Annotated in this window: 4 protein-coding genes and 1 pseudogene; 3 read left to right on the top strand and 2 right to left on the bottom strand. The window is 59.5% G+C overall.

What is annotated here, in order from left to right; genetic code table 11:
• Positions 1-10: 10 nt before the first annotated feature.
• Positions 11-1,066, top strand: a pseudogene (locus tag NLY44_RS06765) (ABC transporter ATP-binding protein); the annotation flags it as partial.
• A gap of 213 nt (positions 1,067-1,279) precedes the next feature.
• Positions 1,280-2,569 (top strand): tyrosine-type recombinase/integrase, encoded by a 1,290-nt coding sequence (locus tag NLY44_RS06760; RefSeq protein ID WP_245263852.1) that lies wholly within the window; start codon positions 1,280-1,282, stop codon positions 2,567-2,569.
• A gap of 624 nt (positions 2,570-3,193) precedes the next feature.
• On the opposite strand, the gene NLY44_RS06755 is transcribed toward NLY44_RS06760, so the two are convergent.
• Positions 3,194-8,995: an nSTAND1 domain-containing NTPase gene (locus NLY44_RS06755; protein ID WP_023806078.1), complete on the bottom strand. Its 5,802-nt coding sequence runs from the start codon at positions 8,993-8,995 to the stop codon at positions 3,194-3,196.
• Positions 8,992-12,471: a caspase family protein gene (locus tag NLY44_RS06750; RefSeq protein WP_286456845.1), complete on the bottom strand. Its 3,480-nt coding sequence runs from the start codon at positions 12,469-12,471 to the stop codon at positions 8,992-8,994. Before NLY44_RS06750 ends, NLY44_RS06755 begins: the two co-directional genes overlap by 4 nt.
• 264 nt (positions 12,472-12,735) lie before the next feature.
• Here NLY44_RS06750 and NLY44_RS06745 point away from each other — a divergent pair, with 264 nt between their 5' ends.
• Positions 12,736-16,320: a CHAT domain-containing tetratricopeptide repeat protein gene (locus tag NLY44_RS06745; RefSeq protein ID WP_023806075.1), complete on the top strand. Its 3,585-nt coding sequence runs from the start codon at positions 12,736-12,738 to the stop codon at positions 16,318-16,320.
• Positions 16,321-16,502 lie beyond the last annotated feature (182 nt).

The raw sequence follows: 16,502 nt of genomic DNA, 5'->3' as shown, positions 1-16,502 counted from the left end.
GAGAAATCCAATGGCATCGGTAACAATCAACAACGTTCAGAAGGCTTTCGGAGCCGCCAAGATCATCCACGATGTCAGCGTCGACATCGCCGATGGCGAATTCGTCATCCTGGTCGGGCCGTCGGGCTGCGGAAAGTCGACGCTGCTGCGCATGATTGCCGGACTGGAAACGATCTCGGGCGGCAGGATCGCCATTGGCGATCGCGTCGTCAATAATCTCAGGGCGCGCGACCGCAACATCGCCATGGTGTTCCAGAACTACGCGCTCTATCCGCATATGACGGTGGCCGACAATATGGGCTTTGCCCTGAAGATCAAGAAAGCCGATCCGGCCGACACCGCCGGCCGCGTCGGCAGGGCCGCCAGCATTCTCGGCCTGGACAAGCTGCTCGACCGCTATCCGCGTCAGCTTTCCGGCGGCCAGCGCCAGCGCGTCGCCATGGGCCGCGCCATCGTGCGCGACCCGCAGGTGTTCCTGTTCGACGAGCCGCTGTCCAATCTCGACGCCAAATTGCGCGTGCAGATGCGCGGCGAGATCAAGGCGCTGCACCAGCGGCTCGGGACCACAACCATCTACGTCACGCACGACCAGATCGAGGCCATGACCATGGCCGACAAGATCGTCGTGCTGCATGACGGCCTTGTCGAGCAGATCGGCGCGCCGCTCGATCTCTACGATCGCCCGGCCAACCTCTTCGTTGCCGGCTTCATCGGCTCGCCGGCGATGAATTTCATTCGCGGCCATGTCGAGGAAGGTGTTTTCCGCAGCGCCGGTGGACTGATCTTGCCGCTGCCGGAAGGCATCGACCTGACCAACATTCCCGGCGGGGACCTCATCTACGGCATCCGCCCCGAACACATCCGAGCGACGACCGCCAAAGGAATCCCCGGCACGATCGTGCTTCTGGAAGCAACGGGTTCGGAAATCTTTGCCAGGGTCGACTGCGCCGGAGAAGAAATCTCCTGCCTTTTCCGCGAGCGGCTGGCACTGAAACAGGGCGAGCAGATGCGCATCGAGATCGACCGCGCCTGCGCTCATCTGTTCGACACCAAGACCGGGCGGCGATGTCGAACCCGAGACCTACTGATTAAAAGTCAAGACAAGGCATCCAACTCTTCCTCACCCGCCCTAACTTCTTCAGATCATAAATATTTGAATACAAAGCGTTTTCCGACTTCCTGTTTCGCACTTCCTAACATACGGTATCGGCTCCTACCGGCGCGTTTCCGTTACCCTCTGTTACCCCAAGGAGCTTTTCACTTGGCCAAAGCACTCAACGTGAAGTCAGTTTCGGCGGCAAAACCGGACCCCGACAAACGGGTTGAAATCGGCGATGGTCTCCTACCTGGCTTGCGGTTGGTGATCCAACCCAGCGGGGCAAAGTCATGGGCGCTTCGCTATCGCCGCCATGGGAAGACCGCGAAGCTCACGCTTGGGCCGGTACTTTTCGAGCGCGAGGGCGACGCCGTGCCGGGGCTCGTCACCATCGGCGAGGCTATGACCCTGGCCGAAGCGCGCGCCGCCGGCCGGGCAGCGCTACAGGTGCTCGCCGAAGGAAAGGATCCGGCGGCAGTTGCAAAGCGCTCAAGCGCCCGCAAAGGCGCCCTACCCGACCGGAACCGGGACCTGGTGGTAGTGCAGGCGGATGCGTTCATTACCCGCTACTGCAAACCGCGGAATCGGTCTTGGCCGGAAGTCGAACGCCAATTCAAGACTGTTGTTAACCCATCGTGGGGCGAGCGGCGGGTGCAGGACATCACGAAGCGAGACGTTACCGACCTGCTAGATGCAATGGTCGATCGCGACGCCCCCGTGTTGGCAAACCGGGTGTTCGCAACGATTCGAAGGTTTTTCGGATGGCTGGTCGAGCGCGACGTGCTGAAAGTCTCGCCATGCGCGGGCCTCAGATCGCCCTCGTCCGAGAAGTCTCGCGACCGGGTGCTTGACGACGACGAAGTCCGCCTTTTTCTCAAAGCTACCCACGGTATTGGTTACCCTTTCGGCCCAATGTTTCGGCTGCTGCTGCTCACGGCGCAACGGAAATCGGAAGTTGGAAGCATGAGCCGAGGTGAGCTTGCAACGGCGGGCGATAAGCCGCTCTGGACTATTCCGGCCGAGCGGGCAAAGAACGGCAAGGAGCATGAGATCCCGTTGTCCAAGGCGGCGGTTTCCATAATTGGAGCCCTGCCCCAAATTGGCGACAGTCAGTTACTGTTCACGACGACGGGTAAGACGCCGGCCTCGGGTTTTTCTAGAGCGGTAGAACGTATCAGTTCCAAGATGCAAGAAACTCGGCGCGAAGAGGCGGCAAAGCGAGCGGACGACCCTGCGAAGGTAACCCCAATTCTTCATTGGACATTGCACGACCTACGCCGGTCGGCGGCCAGCGGCATGGCGAGGCTTGGTGTCTCCCTCCCGGTGATTGAAAAGCTGCTAAATCACACTTCGGGCTCATTCGGCGGCATTGTTGGCGTCTACCAAAAGCACTCGTTCGCAGATGAAAAACGCCAGGCACTGGATCTCTGGGCGCGCCACCTTGAAAGTCTCGAAGCCCCGACGCTGAGTTAAGCCCCCATTTAGTTTTTGCAGGTCTGATTGTTCTCTGTTGTCGCTATCCCAATCAAAACAGATGCACCTTTCACCGCGGTAACAGGGGTTCGATTCCCCTTGGGCGTACCAGACATTTCAATAAATTAGCTCATTTGTGAAGAATCTCGTCTAATATCCGTCTAATATTAATCTCTTGGCGAGCGGTGGAAACGCATGGGATCATGGCGGTTAACAGCGCTCCGATCCGCGAACCGCCATCACGCAGAGATGGTTCGTCCACTAAATCTTGCTGACGACCCTAAATCTTGGATCGACAGCGAACCGAATGTCTTATTGATGAGGTCGCGTGTTCGAGTCACGCAAGCGGCACCACTTCCCCATCCAGTTAGAGCCGGATGATTTCAGGTCGAATCGACCTGAAATCTGAATTCACACTTTTCGGCATCATGCTCTAGCAGGTGCCAGGAACAGCTCAAATGGTCGTCAGTGGACCGACAGTATATGGCGTCCGACAAGTGATAGCGGACATCGGTGCGGCCTAGCTCTCAAGACCGGGCCCCACACTCAAAGCCTTGTCAGCGCCGACACCCTTGGAAGCCAGAAAGAGGGTGCAAGAACGGATTAGTTGAGTCAAATAGGTAATTATTTCACTCCATCCCGAAACGGGTCTTTGCCCGAAAGCAAGTCCTTGATCCACCGCCGCCGTCTCATTGCATCCTCCGAATTCTCGGATTGTGCCGCTACAAATACTTGCATATCGCTGATTGCCTTGCTCGCCTCTCCCAAGAGAGCGTACGCAACGCCGCGGGTATCATGATAGTATGGATCTTGCGGACGTTGCGAGAGCGCGCACTCGATTGCGGCAAGGGCATGTTGCCCGTCCCTCTGCAACGCGAACGACCAAGCCACGCTGTTGCATACATCCGCTTCGTCCAAACTGAGTGTCCAGCGAACCGTCTCGTCCGCCAGACTTGCACCAGCTTCTGGACTGTCTTCCCGCAGACGGAACGAAAGCCCGACAAGTGCCTCGAGCGTGCGCGCATCAACCCGCACACCGGGAAAAGTAGGTCTATAAACCTCTTGAAGCTTGGTTTGTGACCATTCGTCGAGAGAGAGATTTCGACCGAGAACCGCTTGAGCCGATCGAATGAGATCTTCGACCTTGGTGAAACTCAGGCGCAGCGCAGTCTTGGACGAGGCTACCATCACCCCGCTGTCATCGATGAAGTGAACACGGTCAAGCTCCACTCCAGGCTCGCTTATTGCGTAAACCGCGTCTTCGTTCGGCAACGCGCTTAGGTCCACGGTGGCGACTTGGGAGCCGGATGTTCCTGACCGCCTATCCAACGTCTGGCTCTCAGTCAAAATGACAAGCTTGTTGTTGTCTGCCGTAAACTCGATGTTTTTGATCGCCCGCCCGCCAGTTGAAATCGGCATGCCGGCTTCTGGAACGATCGGCCCGCCAAGCTTCCAAAGATAAGGTATCGGATTGTCAGAGTTCGAGATGACCACAACTGAGCTGGTTGCATCAAACTTGATATCCCAGTGCCAGTTATGGGTCTGCCGAGGGACGTCCAATCTGGCCACCAGTTTGGGCAGGCTCTCAAGTGACCATAGCTGCGCCAGAGGGCCGGCACCGCTGATGGTAATCAGATATCGGCCATCCTGGCTGAACTCGGCTCCATGCAAGAAGGTGGCAATTTCGGGTAGAACGAAGGCCTCAGGCGACTGTTTGTCGCCGTCCAGTCGCCAGAGGCGCGCTAAGGTTCTTGAGCCCTGTAGAGTCACGTCGTACGAGGCCGTAAGGAGCCAGCGGCCATCGCCGCTGAAAGTTGGTTGGGTCGCAAACTCATGGCCGGTGAGATCGACGGCAGCCGAGCCCGGCTCGTCCAACCGGATCAAGCGAACGTTGCTATCGGTGCGATCGTCATCGTTCAAAGAGCGCTCGTCGGCGAGTGCCAACCAGTGTCCATCAGGCGAGAATGCCACGCTGCCAATCCCAGCGGCAAAGCCGTTGACTCCGACTGGCTGAAGAAGTTCGCTCGACCCGTCCAGCCTCAGGACATAGCCAACCTCTTCTGCCCTGCCAATCTTATCACGGTAAGGATTTACGTATCGTCCATAGAAGACGACGTCGCCACTCGGACTGACGTATCTGCTGTAGCTACCCGCCGGAAGAACAACCACCTGCCGTTTGGGCTGAGAGCTCCCTGTTGCATCTAGTCCATATATCGCTTCTTGCTCCCCCTCCTGCACAAAGAGATAGCGACTGTCAGCGCTGAACTGTATTTCATCGGTTCCAATCCAGGTCCGCGACGGCACCACAAAAGCGCGGCCGCCCTCCTTGAGTTCAATAATCGAGCTTTCATTGTCAGAGGCCCCTTGGATCGAGGCCCAAAGATGGGTTTTTGAAACAATGACGCGGCAGGGGAGGCATTCCGCGATACTCTTGACCTGAGTGTCCTTCAATTGCCACCGCCGAAGTAGAACGGGTTCCAGCGGGCTCACGAGGTTCCAGAAATCGAGCTCGTCATCTAGCAGGTTGACTGCAACCCTTCCGTCATCTGACAGCCAGGCCGCGCGCCCCAGCCTGTAAGGTGACGGTTTGATGCCGATCTCAGCGGTTGCGTTATTGGAGAAATCCCAAATCCGCCCTTTGCCGTCGTTGCTTCCTGCGAACAAGAACCGTCCGCTCGGACTGAACTCGATAACGTTTGCCGCACTGTCGAGCCCAGTCAGTGCGGCGGGCGCAATGCTGCCCGTTGGTACTGTGAGCTTCTGGGTCGGAACGACCGCGATTTCATGCTCTAGGCCGTACGCCATCATGGCGCCGTCCTTGCTGACGGCAGTCGAATTGACAAACGCATTCGCCCTGAACTCGGTCGAAGGAACCGCCTCGGTACTGTCGTCGACACGGTGAAGTCTCCAGGAACGCAGCCATCCGTCCAGAGACAACGAGAAAAGCCCGCCATTCGAATTCGTGAAACGCGCGAGCTGAATGGCGCTGCTATTTGGCGCGCCCCGGTGCGGCAGGACGAGCGGGGCACCAACAGGCTTCAAACCATCGAGCGACCATAGCTTCAGATTGAGATCGGCCCACGTTGAATTATCGAGCCAGTCGGAGCTGGCGGTGAAGATCATTGAATGACTGGCATCGACTCCGCATATATCGACCCCGACGTCGGGCGATACAGGCCGATCTGCCCGATGTCTTGCATCGATGCTTGCGACGGGTTCCGCCGAAGACGAGCTAAGGTCCCAAATCCAAACGTTGGATGTAGCGGTGCACCCAAGAAGTACGCTGTCATCTGGAGCAAACGCGAAGCGAAGAATTCGGCTGTCCGTTGGGGGGCGCAACGTCCTAAGTACGATCGTTGTCGATAAATCTTCGAGCGATATGAGTTGTACGGTTCCGACGGATGTCGTTGCGGCAAGGAACAGCCCATTGTTGGACCGCCCAATCACACCGACCTGATACGAACTGGCAACGAGGGGCCGCGAGACTGGGTAACGCTCGCCGTCGACGAGAGTCCAAACCAGCGCATCCGTTCGCGGTTCATCCCACGACGCTGTCTGGACGGTCAAAAGATGAGCCGCCTTCCGATCAAATGAGATGTGCATGAGCCTGTTCCGTCCCTGCGCGATTTGCGCGAGGGAGGGTGCCAAAGGGTTAGACAGGTCCCACACTCGAACCTCGTTTAGCTGTGCTGTGCTCGGATCCTCGGCACCCGTCGCGAGGAAGTGCTCATCGCCGCTGAAGGCTGCGATGGTAATTTGGTCCTGATGTCCATTGATACCGACCCCGGAAACACGGCGGAGCGCGTCATGAAGGGCGCTGAGCGCTGCAGGTACCACATACCCCTGCTCCGAAGTGGATTTCGCTGCTTCCACAGCCAACAGGAGAGCACGCTGGTCGTTGGTCCCGAGCACATCGCGTGACTGCGACGTGAGCAATAGCGACCTATTTCGCGCCGACTGCGCGTTGGCCAGTGCCGCGTTCTGGTTAGCGAGGTGCTGGAACCATAGTGCAGCGACCGCGACAGCGGCGAATATGGCCGCCGCGACAGCCAATATGACAATTGCTTGACGTTGGCGGCGCCTAATCCTCTCTGCACGAGCAAGACTCGCGTGGGCAAAAGACTCTTCGACAGCATTCAGCCCCGGATGCTTGATGGACAGGAGTGTTTGAATTGGACCGCTGCGGACCGCATCCGCCCAAAGTAACTCGGTCTTGTTGGAAGTTGCCCACTCCCGCGCATCAGGGGTCAGCCGGCGCAGGGCCGCGATACGTTCTGAGTCCTCGCGCACCCAATTCTGCAGGCGATCCCAGTGTAGGATCAGCGCATTGTGTGCCAATTCAAGAGATCCTCCGACCTCAGCGTTGTCGAAAATGATGAGACGAGCGGTATCGAGGCGACGAAGCACGTCGTCGACGCGTTCGTTCTCGCCAGCGTCTGCGGTGTAGAGCTCGCGAAGAGGCACGCGTCGTGTCGCAAGGCTTTCGGGTTCTACCATCCGCTCGAGCACGCACCGTGCTGTGAGCCGGTGGGCTGTGTCCAAGTCCTCGATGACCTCCTCGGCGCGGCCGCAGACGAAACCGCCGATGCCACCCTGGAGCGCCTCGTAGTGCGCGCGCGTCAGCGAGCGATCGGTGGCCGGTTGGCTCAGAAAGAGCTTGTATATCTCGCTGAGGACCCGCGACAGGATCGCAAGTGCCCCCGGCATCTGCACCACGTTGTTCACGAGAATGTCGACAAGATCCTCCGATTCGAACCGCATGACCGCTTCGGTTGCCGGCCCCTCGATCACTCGGCGCAATTCGTCCTGCGTCATCTGTGGCACAATGAAGCGGGCCGCCATCCCGTCTTCAGCCAGCGGGGACAGAGCAAGCTTTTGATCGCAATCGGAGCGGACCGTGAGAACTACGCGAAGGGGCAGTCTCGGGAATCCGAAACTGGCCGGCACCAACTCGCCCTCCTTGGTAGCGGTGACATGCCAGACGCCGACGTCATCCTCGGAGAGCTCACGAATATTGTCATAGCCAAGGGACCGCAGCGCGGACTCGGCCTCGGCTTTCGAATGAGCACTCGCAGGCGGTCGCTGTTTCGATTGGTCGATTGCATTCTTAATGAGGCTCAAAATGCTCGTGGGAGCTTCAGGGTCGATTTCTTGGCTGACTAACTCGTCAGCCGAATCGATCACTAACAGGATCTCATGTCCCGCGTCGGCCAACTTGTTCGCCCAAACTTTGAGCGCATTTGGGTCCGTTTCCAGAAGCCGTTGGTCGGGAGCCGCGAGATTCGCGGGCGTGCTGTCACGCAGCGCCGCCGCGAGGTTCGCGAACGGCGCCTGTCCCGGACGCACTACGATGGAGCGGATCGATCCGGGGAGCCGCGGCAGCAGCCCGGCTCTGACGAGGCTAGATTTGCCGATGCCGGAAGGTCCGGTGACAACTACAAGTTGATCTTGCAGGACCCGCGCGAGCAACTGCTCGCTGATCCGCTTCCGACCAAAGAACAGGCGGGCATCGCTCTCTTTGTAAGGCTCGGCACCACGCCAAGGGTTAGTGGTCGGATCAAGTGGCGGTGCCGGCGGCAACTCCAACGGACGTCCAGGCACGAGGAAGACGTACTGCCCCTTGTCGTGCTTGGGCAGCGGCCACAGAACGGGGTTTTGCGATGACCGGTTGCTGCCTGGGGCTGGCATCAACTGCTGTTCTACGAAAAGGAACAACTCCGTCGCCGTAATCACACCGTCCCCAGTGCTGTTTGCACGGGGAAGGTCGGCTGCGCCCTCCAGTCCATCCATCAGCGCCTTGGCAAAAGGCGAGTGGTCACCCGCCCGGCCGCGATCACCGAGATCCCAACCAGCCGCAACGTCGAGCGCCTTCTGGTCGTGCGCCGCCGAAGCGATCGCCTGCCATGCAGAACCTTGGACATACCAGCTATAACGCTCCTGATGCAGGTTCTCAGGTCTGAGCGCCAAGTTTCGCGAATTTGACCACCGGAACGCGCCGGCGAAACAGCAGTCCAGCACCACCAGGATATGCCGGCACTGCAGGTTCGAGAGTGCCTTATCTAACTCGACCATAGGAAGGTATCGATCGGTCGAATTCGAATCCGCGTCTTGTGGAAGGATGTAACCTACCGGACCTCCATCATTCTCGACCGCGATCCCATGACCGGCGAAGTAGAACAGCACCCGGTCATCCGGGCCAACATACCGAGAGAGAGCTTTGAGTGACCTCCGCAGTCGAACGATGGTCGCCTTATCGTTCACAACGACTTTCGTCTTAAAGCCGTGCTTGTCCCGTAGCACCCCGGCCAGGCTTGTGGCATCTGCCACAGGGGTGCGAAGCTCTGGGACTCCGTTCGTATACCGGTCGATGCCGACTATGAAGGCCAAGTCGCGAGAGAAACCTTCAATGCGGCTCGAGGAACTCATAGGTGCCCCAGCGCGTCGAGGAGAGCCTCCCGACCCTCATTGGAGGTGAAGAACGTCACATGATCGCAGGCGACCTCAGCAATCCGCGGCTCCGGAATACGACCCTCAGGGACTGCCATAGCGCTTACCACGCTGACCGCAATGTCATTCGGCGCCCTCAGGAAAGCGAGAGAAGAGGCGGCATGCAGCACCCGCTGGGGCGCGAGCTTTGACAGCAGCCTTTCGAGCATGGCGCCCTCCGCCACAGCAGGGATGATCGACGTATTTCCGGCCAGAAGCGCATAGGGCACCTCTGGGTCGGCGCTCTTGCTCAGTTCCACCAACAGGGGCGAGCCCGGCGCCATCTCGTCGAGCGTGACGTCTACCGTTTCTATGGCACCTACCAAATCGCCGAGCACCTTGACCGGCCAAGCGACCTGCGTCAGCCCGTTGAGCCCAATGGCGAGCGCCGCAGTGGCCCAGTCCTGGATCTTCGGCCAGGGTGAGCCGGCATGCGGCGTGCCGAGTGTGACCAGTCGCTGGACCACTTCGTTCCCACCCTCGCGTTCGATAAACCAGCGCGCGACTAGTCCGCCCATCGAGTGCGCCGCCACGTGCAGCGTCTTGCTGTGATTTGCAGCGAGCCCGACGGTTGCAAGCCTTTCCTTGAGTGCCTTGGCCGTCTCCTTGATGCCCGTGTTGATGTTCTCGTAGTTGAACGCCAGCACGAGGTCGTATCGGTCCCCGATCCGCTGGGGCGGCGCATTTAGAAGCGCGATCTCCGCCCGCGATGAGTTCGTCATTCCAAGCGTGTCGCCGAGGATGCCATGGATGTAGAGTAGGATTCGGTTTGCCTGTGCCACCCTCGCGCGGACAACGTCTGCCGTGGCTTCGTAGCGCGGGGGCCCCTCAGCATCGAAACTTATCGCCGCCAAATGCGGGTAGTCGAACTCAGTTCCGAGCTTCGAGTTCAGGATTTTCTGGAACAGGATCCGAACAGAGCTAACAATGCCTCGCTCAACGTCGCTCGCGGTCTGGAGCGGTGCCGGGAGCTGCCGCAACTCGACCTCGGTGCCGGCATCGAAGGGCCGGGTCACACCAAGCGGTAAGAAGAATTCGCCGTCCCAAGCGAAAGGCAAAACGTGCTCGCCGGGCTTGAGCTGCGTTTGTAGCTGCACCACGAGCGGCGTATCAGCAGTGACCGCTTCCGGGTTTTCGATGTCGATGAGCTGGAGTCCACAAAGGCCCGGATCGGTACCACGCGAGATTTCGAACAGAAACGGCTGCGAGGCCTCTGGATCGTCGCGCAGGATGGCGGGTAAGCCAAGATCTCCAAGGCCGCGCCCCGCCTCAGTCGGGGAGATAAGACGCGCCCTGGCCTTGAGCGCTGGGTGCCCGAGCAGTGTGACGTCGGCACCGAGCGACACCTGCTGATCTTGCGGTGGGACCGGAGCCGCTTCCAACGGCCGAACTACCACGAACGCTAAGTCGCCGGTCGCCCAATCGGGGATTGCCTCGGTGCCTCCTGGCTTGATCCTCAGACTGCGATCATGAACCCGGGCGGCTAGCCGCTCAATAGTGTTGCGAAACAATGACCGGGGACCTCTAGCGGCACGGGTGACGACATATCGATCAAGCTCTTCCTGATCGAACAGCGTGGCATCGAACTGTTCCGTGCTGGCGATAAGCTTTAGTACGTCCCGGACCTCGGTTTTGCCCTCGTGCCACATCTCATCGGGGACGAATGCGGACACAGGCATACCACCGTACGCCGCAGCGGATTTTCCTGCCGGGATGTGTACTGTGCCGCCTTGGATCAGGCCAGAGCTCACGGAGTAGTCTGAGCCAAGCCATAGCAGCGCACAGTAAACGTCCTCGCGCCCCTTGTTCCTGAGTTCGATGCGTACCTTGGGCTCTACCCACCCTCCGTCTGCATACCGATACTCTAGGCGGATGCTGTGACGCAAGTCGGCCTCGCGCCCAACAAGGTCAGTTTCATTTGCGAGCTGCAGGACGACAATCTCAATTGGCTCAGATCCAAGCCGGCTTCCCGTGTTCTCGAGCCGGGCCACGGTCTCCCAGCGGGCGACATGTTCCAGGCGCTGGACCGAAGCCTTGGCGGCCTCGTCACCCAACCCCACAATCTCGGCGACGAGCGGGCGGTCCGATTGGGCCCGGCTGATCCGGAACGAGCCATCCGCGGCGTCCAGACGTAACTCGGCCTCATTCTCGTCGGCAACCTCTCGGACCAAGGTTGAAGGGCCGCCGCCGTCGCCGGACGTCGCAAGAGCGCGCCGAACGCCCTCCAGCGCGTCAGGGACTCCGAGCAAGTGGACGCCGAGGACTGGGAGCGGCGTCGCAATCACCACTGCTCGGTATGTCGAGTTCTGATCGAGTTCGCCATTGTGGACGCTGAGCTTCACGCGGCTCTGTTCCGGGCGCACCTCCTCGACCTCGGCGGTGGCCAGCGCCGTATTAATCTGGCGCCAGTCATCGGGGGCGGCACGCAGGTCGAAGATGGCGAGAAGCGTCGTTTCGCTCCCAGCCGGCCGCGCAATCCCGTGCACGGCGCCAGCGTCGATTACCCATCCAAGGTCCTTGTCACGCCGCAAAGTGAAGTTCGCCCGCTGCTGGCGGGCCGTCCCGCCGAGGAAGAGCCGTTGCAGATCGCTCGGATCGCTCGCCTCGACCTGCGGCACCTGCTGTGCGACCCGTAGGCGAACCTGCGCCTCGGCCCGTTTGAGCAGGTCGCGATAGGTGATCGAGCCGCAGGTCTGGCGCAGCACTGAGAGCAGGGCTGCGGTGAAGGCCCCATGCGGTGTGCCCGCCTCCATCACCTCCTTTGCAGTCTCGCTTGATCGGCACGCCGCTAGGAGCAGGTGCTTGCCGGACGGCACCACGCTCCAGCCCGCGCCTGACGAACCGTCCCTGCGGTCTGATGCGGCGATGAGCGCGCCGCCGAGGAAGGATCCTACAGGCCGGCTCCGGCGGTCGGTCGGTGCGCGTCGTACAGCGATTCCCTCCTCAAGAGCGGCCCTAGTGCCGCTACCTGAATGACAACAGTCGAGTATGCACAGCACGTGCGGACCGGGTCTCGCGACCTCCGCGATCAAGGCCGCGAGTTCCTTGTCAGCGAGATCCCATTGGCCCTCGTCGCGGCTGTCGTAGCAGACAAGGGTTTCATCGAGGCGGTCAGGTTCAAGATGCCAAAACTCCGGCGGAGCATCCTCTTGTGAGCCATGGCCGCTGTAGTAGAACAGCGCAACGTCCTCTGGACCTGCTTTCGTCAGGTGTTCTCGAAAGCCTCCGATGATGGCGGAGCGAGTCGCATTGGCATCCTTCAGCACCTGCAGATTGACCTCGAACCCGCCGCCGGAGCCGACTTCCTGCAGCAAGTCCCGAACCGCGTCGATGTCATTCACACACCCTTTGAGGAGCGGCACCGGCGAGCGATACTCATCAATCGCGACGAGAAGACCGTATAGCGTTTTCGACATTCGGTTTTTTCCCTCGCCTATGTAACCACCGATCAAAGTGGTGAACAAGCAACAAAGCACATTTGTCGGTCGGAGAGAAGGGTTTCGATAGTTTTGTCATGATGTCGGCATTGACGAATTGGGAGCAGATCGATTCGTCTGGATGTACAAAACTTCAGTGTTGTCTCAACGACAAGTCGGTGTAAGTTCAAAGCTCATACGTGAATTGGGGTCGGGCGCTCTAACAAAAGCAAGCATTCACACCGAGCTCGCAGAAGGCCGCGCATGTCGATGATACAAGCCGAATTCAGACGCAGCGTCGAGCAACACATGGCTGGTCACCTCGGCGATGACGAAGGCGTGCGCTGCAACATTAAAGAAATCTACGAGATCGTCCGCAGCCATCCCGCCACTGCACAGGAGTTCGTCGAGCGTCACCTCGTTTCTCAATCCAGCGATCTGCTGTTGCTCACGGCTGTCACCGGCGCCTATCAGATGGCAACCGGAGATGGCAGCCTGTGGCCTCGTCTCGAAAACAGCGCGCAGGGAATCTCATACATCATGTACGAGATGGTCGAGATTTTTACAACGTATCACCAAGCGGATCTGTGGGAGCCGCTGCCGGAGCGAAAGGCAGCAGTGGACCATTGGCTCGTGTCGGGCCGCGAGAGCGCACGCTGCGATCTCTGCCGAGTGCCGCTACCTTTAGGTTCTGGATTTCTCGTTCGACGAGGGCCTGTCGACCTTGGGGAACACCCCGGCGGAACAATACAAATCGACCTTGGCGAAGAACTGCTCTGCGATCGGTGTTTCGACGGGCCGGAATTTCGAAAAGACCGACTGCTCCGCAAACCCCGGAGGCTGGAGGAATGGGATCAGGGTGGCGGCCCGCAGCAATTCACCCGACATGCCCCCCCTGACATCACGCAAGTATTTTTTGAGTGCCGCGCGGCCGAGCCGTCGCTCGACGCCCTTCACAACTGGATCGACGATTACCGCTGTCGGAATGCGCCGCAAGTTTCGTTCGGGTCCCAACGCATCCCCGTAAGGCTGCAGGGTCGGCAAGCCGAGTTCTCCTCGCAAATGTTCGAGCAGTGGACCAAGTGGGAGAGACGCCTGGAGCAAGAGGCTGAACGCGCAGATCAAATCCGCGAGACTGAACCGGAGCATGCGCTCGCTCTGGGGCGCAGCGTTCTACTGTTGTCTACGCTGATAACGTCGCCGCTCTTTAAATTAAAAACACTCTCGTCGCTCAGGATTTTTTTCCGAAACATCAACCGACGGTTTGAGCTGTCAGAGGTCTTGGGGCAGTTGGTCGCTGCGGCGCGCTCATTGCTCGACATTGCAGCAGGACCCGGGCGGGCCGAGAAGCAGGAACTGCTCCTGTTATTTCTGACCGAGTTGACGACGTGTCTCTCAAGGAGCGCGCGACATGAGGAAGCGCTCGCGAGCGCGTTCGAGTGGCTCGCAGTCGCCAACAACACAGGCGGTCGTGAAGCAGCCAGGGAACCGCGCCGCTGGGTAGCGGAGTCGCTCTTTGGGCTTGGAAAATACGAGCTAACAAAGGAAGCATTGGAGAACAATGGCCTTGAACTGTTCATGTGGATGGAGATGGACGTAGATTTCGGCGAAACGGACGATAAGATTTGGGAACAGGGCGTTCTCTATGCGCGCACCCTGCGCGCCAGTGGGGAACTCGCGCAAGCCATCCAGATTCTCTCACGCCTCGTGCAGAAGATTCCACAATCTGTAGAGCGGTTCGACGTCGCCCTCGCATTGAGCGAGCTCGGATTTGCCCTTGGTGATGTCGGGCATCGTGAGGACGCTGCCGAAAATCTTCGCAAAGCCGCACTTGTTGCAGACGAGATCGGCATGGACCACTTGGCGGAGCGCTGGCGAACAACAAGTCGCGCGTACGCCGACCCTGCGGACCTAGATATTTATGATATTGGGAAGGCCGACGACCGCTTCTTCAATCACGTGCGTGATATTGAAGAAGAAGCGCGCAAAACGAACAACTTAATCGATCTGACAAACGCACTCGCCAATCTTGCTCTGAGCGCTCCGCCCGGGGAAGATGAGCGGTATTTTGACGAATATCTGCAAACCGCAGAAAAATTCGGGAAAAACACCGGCACCATTAGACTACATGCTATGTTCTCTGCCCGGTTATTCGCGACCGGGCGGTTTCGCGAATGCCGATCCGTTCTGGATAGAGCGCAGGTTTTACTCGACGACCTCCTGTCGACGAACATTGACTCGGCAAGTCGGCAGGAGTTGGTATCGACCTTGTCCGACCTTCTCGACGTACGAACCGAACTGGCATCTCATGAAGGAAATTGGCCCGAAGTGACAGCCTTCGGGGAGCAGTTTAGAGCGAGAAATCTTTCACGGTGGATGAGGATCGCAAGCCTTGGCGACAGCTCCCAGTCCGGCACCGGCGCAGACGAGTTGCTGAGCTTGTCGATTCAGTGGCATCGCGCCGCTGAGGTCGAGGCAGAAATCCGTCACCTGCTCGGCGAAACCGACGGCGAAAGCCTGCGCGAACTGGACCGCCGCCGCCGCTCGGCTGCAGAACATATCCAGCACCGCCGGCGAGTACCTGCGGCGGACTTGGATAAACACTACATCCCTTGGAACCATGTACACGACAAGCTCGTCACCCTGCTCAAACCGGATGTCGGCGTCCTGTCGTTCGTCAGTTGCAGAAGGCGGACTGTCTGGACGCTCGCGTCAAAAGATCACACGACCAACAGGCTTATGCTCGGCGGCGCTCGACACGCAGACGAGGTTGACGCGAGTTCCGGCGTGCCGCTCTTCCGCAATTTGCCGTACAAAATGCGGGCTGTTGTCTCCGAGATGGTACAAGAGCAGCTCGGGGCCGCGAGAAGCGATCGCCACTTTAGGCTCGACCCCATTGCACGCGCTGACGCGCCACAAGCCTTGCCGGTGTGGGAGAGCGAACTGGAGCTTATTGCGCAGGCGGTCGAAAGGCGGGGCGTGAAGCGACTGTTCGTCGTTCCACATCGTGAACTCGCACGACTCCCCTTCTGGAGGCTGGTGGACGAATGCGGGCTTGATGCCATCAGCATCGTCCCAAGCGCCGAGGTTGCGGCCGCATGCCTCTCACGCAGCCGCAGCATGGAAGGCGGCAGCCTGCTTGTTCCCGATCGGACTTCGACGTTGGAGTTTGCAAGGAGGGAACTCGCCGAGGTGTTGTCTCTTCGGGCGTGTCACGGAACTGCGCGGATGGTTGACGATTACCAGTCGCTTCGCGAAGAATCCCAGGCTGCATCCGTCATCCACGTCGCGGCGCATGGTTATTTCAACAGTGACAATCCGTACGATAGTGGGTTCGGCATCGGTCCAGCGGATGGCGCGCGGCAATACTTCGATCGCTTCACGCCGCTGCACGAATTTCGCCCTTCCCGCGAACCATGCCCGGGTGACATGCGGCTACTCACGGTCGCCATGGTTATGAGCGAACTCCAGCTGGATGCATGCCGGCTTGTCGTGCTGTCGGCTTGCGAGTCAGGCGTCCCGCGGATACACAATGGCGGCGAGCTGGCCGGGTTGCCAAACGCGTTCCTGCTCGCAGGGGCGAAGTCGGTCATCGCTAGCCTATGGAAGGTGGATGACCGCGCAACATACCTGTTGATGCGATATTTCTACGAGGAATGGTGCGGAGGACGCGGCACCGAGCCGTCGCCTGCGGTGGCGCTTACTAGGGCCCGCCAGCGGCTGAGGCGTACCGACCGGGTGACGGCGCAGACGATACTTGGCTCCGGAGATTTGTCCCATCTGACGGGCGAGTATCCGTTCCAACATCCCAGCTTTGCCGACGCGTTCCACTGCTACGGCGCTTGGTAGACGATCCGCGCCGCCGCAGGGCCAGGATGTATTTGCAGCGGTCGTCATGACTGACATGCGTCCGCATAGTCGCATGCGATTTGAGCGATGATGTTGGGTGTGGCAAGGAACTTATTCGAACTCTCGTAGCGGTGGTGCCGATGATTGCGTTGGGGGGTGCCGGGCATGACGCGCGTCAGAAT

The sequence above is a fragment of the Mesorhizobium sp. C089B genome (assembly GCF_030323125.1).
Taxonomy (GTDB): Bacteria; Pseudomonadota; Alphaproteobacteria; order Rhizobiales; family Rhizobiaceae; genus Mesorhizobium.
This window is presented reverse-complemented; position numbering and strand designations above follow the sequence as displayed.

Excerpts from the sequence above, each read along its gene's own strand:
- NLY44_RS06755 (WP_023806078.1), bottom strand. The coding sequence starts at position 8,995 with ATGAGTTCCTCGAGCCGCATTGAAGGTTTCTCTCGCGACTTGGCCTTC.
- NLY44_RS06750 (WP_286456845.1), bottom strand. The coding sequence starts at position 12,471 with ATGTCGAAAACGCTATACGGTCTTCTCGTCGCGATTGATGAGTATCGC.
- NLY44_RS06745 (WP_023806075.1), top strand. The coding sequence starts at position 12,736 with ATGTCGATGATACAAGCCGAATTCAGACGCAGCGTCGAGCAACACATG.